Here is a 2,651-nt window from a genome sequence, read left to right on the forward strand (position 1 = left end):
CGCGCCGGTCACGCCGCCCGCCACCGCGTCGGTCACCGAGGCCAGCACCGGGCGCGGCGTCTGCGTGTCCACGTTAATAGTGAAACTTTCGGACAGCACCGAGACGTTGCCCGCCGGATCCACAGCCCGCACGGTTAACACGTGTGCGCCGTCGGCAAAGCGCTCGCCCGCCGGATGCTGCCACGTCCAGTTCGCCTTGGTGGTGGTGAAGCTGGCGATGGCGGTCGCACCGTCGTAAATCGTCACCAGGCTGCCCGCCTCGGCGGTGCCTGAAAGCACCGGACGACTGTCGTTGGTCAGCCCGTTATTGCCGATATCCTCGCCGTCTTCTGTTCCGCCGCTGACGTTATCCAGCACCGTACCGATGCTGGCATCCAGCGCCACGGTGTCAACGTTGATGAGATAGTCCGCGGTCGGCAGGCTGGTGTTACCGACCGCATCAGTGGCGGTCACCGAGAAACGGTGTTCACCGTCGGCCAGTTCCGGCGCCCGGAAACGCCAGTTGCCGTCGGCATCCGCCGTGACGCTGCCGACCACGGCACCATCAATGCTGATTTCGATGATGGCGCCCGGCTCCGACCGTCCGCGCAGCAGCGGCGCACCGTCGTTGGTCAGTCCGCCAGACACAATGTTGCCCGTCAGGCTGCCAACGTCATCGTTTACGCCGTCGAGTGAAACCACCGGCGGCGTTAAATCCACGTTCAGCTCAAAGCTGATGGAGGCCGGACTGAGGGTTCCGCTGAGGCTGGTTTCCGTTGCCGTCAGCTGATGCGTACCTTCCGGCAGCGCCAGCAGCGTAAACATCCAGCTGCCGTCCTCGCCCACTACCGCCGAGCCGTGCAGCTCACCGTTGGCGTACACGTGAATAATGTGGCCCGGCGTGCTGCCCTGCCCGCTGATATCTGGCGCTGGATTGTTGGTGGCGGCCCCGTGCTGCAGCGTGCCGGTGACGCTGCCGAAATTATCGTGGCCCTGAATGATGCTCGGAGGGGCGACCGTTTCACCCTTGCCGCTGTGCTGGTTCTGCATCGCGAGAATGGTGCCACCCAGCCCTAATAGCCCGGCAAAAGCCGCCGCCGCCTTGAGGAAGCCGTAATCACTGGCCGGATAATAGCCCGCAAGCGGACCACCCGAGTCGCGGCTCATCACCATCACGGCGCTTTGATTTTCGTCAAAAGCCTCGGCTTGCGCGCTGGTATCCGAGACGCTGACGTATTCATGCAGATTGCCCGCGGCGTCAACACCCATGACATCGCCGGGATGGTCGTAGTAGTCAAGAATAACCAGCTGCGGATGTTCGTCTCCCTCTGCAAAGATTTGCAGATTTTTGCCTTTGCGTCTCAGCTTCAGTTGCTCAGGCGCGGGTGCATCTTTCGCTGCGCCCTGGGTGATCACATAGCGATGGCCCGCAACCGCCTTAAGGTAAAAGGGCTTGCCCTGCGGCAATGTCACGCGCTGCGAGGCAACGCCGTCATTGAGTAACGTCAGGTTAAGAGAGTGGCTTGTCATGTCCATATCCGGGAGAAAGAATAAAAGGGCCAGCCCGTTAAAGCACTCAGGCGGGAAAATCACAGAATATTCTCAAAAATATAGTTGAAAGAATATGAGACGCGGCTTGGATAGGTTTGGGGGATTGTTATGCCACCCAGAATTCGGTGACAAGCATTTAAATCAATCCGGCGGCAGTCATTTCCTTATCAACGCGATGCGCTATCCGGCTAACCTTAACTTATAAGAGTCATTTTATTAGTTCTGCAGTCGGAACGGATTAGGTAAGGCCTAAAAAATCACCGGACGTACCGGACAGAAATCCGGGATTTTTATCTGTTCAGAACGCTGAATGAAGCACGGGAAATCACAGAGCGCTGGCTGACGGAATACAACAGCGAGCGGCCTCATGAATCCCTGAAAAACCTGACACCGGAAGAATACCGGCTGATGGCTGAAAATGAGCCTGAAAGACATCCCTCGTTGAAGGGAGAATCTCCAGATGGTGAAATGCTATCAGCATTAAGAAAGGTCTGAATCAAGCCGGGTCCTGGAGTGCAGCTGGGGTACGTTTAAAGTGAAGGGCGGAAAAATATTAGATTTTTTTCAAACAATTAGTGATTAACGCAAAATATTAAGGATGCTGACATGGCGTATTTTCTTCTAAGACTAATTCCTATTATCTGAACTAAAAAAACCGCCACAGGCTCATAGAGCGAATGGCGGTTGTGAATAACCTTCGTAATTAATGGTTATCTAGCGTTATCTGTATGGCCAAACTGACCAACAACTCTGCATCATAGCCGCTGTGGTGATAAACATCATATTCCACACCCGCCACCCTGACGTTACCCACATTGGTCCAATCCCCGTTATCACTGCCGTCAGGCAGTAAATCGCTCAGTATGAGCTGGCGCCCTTCATCACCGCTGACCATAAGCTGAACTTTGCCATCATTGATAAAGAGATCAGTTGCGCCTTGCGTCAGAACGTCGTGAATACTGAGATCGATACTGCTCATCGCCTGTTGCGTCATGTCGATGAAGTGCGAATTTTCAACTGGCAGGTCAATTTCCGGTGATAACAGCAGAGCAGTGGCGCCGCCCGAAGGTTCTGCTGGTTTGTGTAACGCAATCGCGATGTCATCGATCCAGAAGTCATTC

2 protein-coding genes and 1 pseudogene are annotated in these 2,651 nt (G+C 55.4%); 1 reads left to right on the top strand and 2 read right to left on the bottom strand.

Translation table 11 applies throughout. From position 1 onward, the window contains the following. Nucleotides 1-1,509 (bottom strand): Ig-like domain-containing protein (locus tag HX773_RS10310; protein WP_255433204.1); only part of this gene is annotated, 1,509 nt, incomplete at its 3' end. A gap of 279 nt (nt 1,510-1,788) precedes the next feature. On the opposite strand from HX773_RS10310, the pseudogene HX773_RS25920 reads away from it, so the two are divergent. Further along, nucleotides 1,789-2,025, top strand: a pseudogene (locus tag HX773_RS25920) (integrase core domain-containing protein); the annotation flags it as partial. Between the two features lie 208 nt (nt 2,026-2,233). Here HX773_RS25920 and HX773_RS10320 read toward each other — a convergent pair. Next, a partial coding sequence (locus HX773_RS10320; RefSeq protein WP_176971433.1) for a hypothetical protein occupies nt 2,234-2,651 on the bottom strand: 418 nt, incomplete at its 5' end.

Source organism: Pantoea sp. B9002 (assembly GCF_013385945.1).
Taxonomy (GTDB): Bacteria; Pseudomonadota; Gammaproteobacteria; order Enterobacterales; family Enterobacteriaceae; genus Pantoea.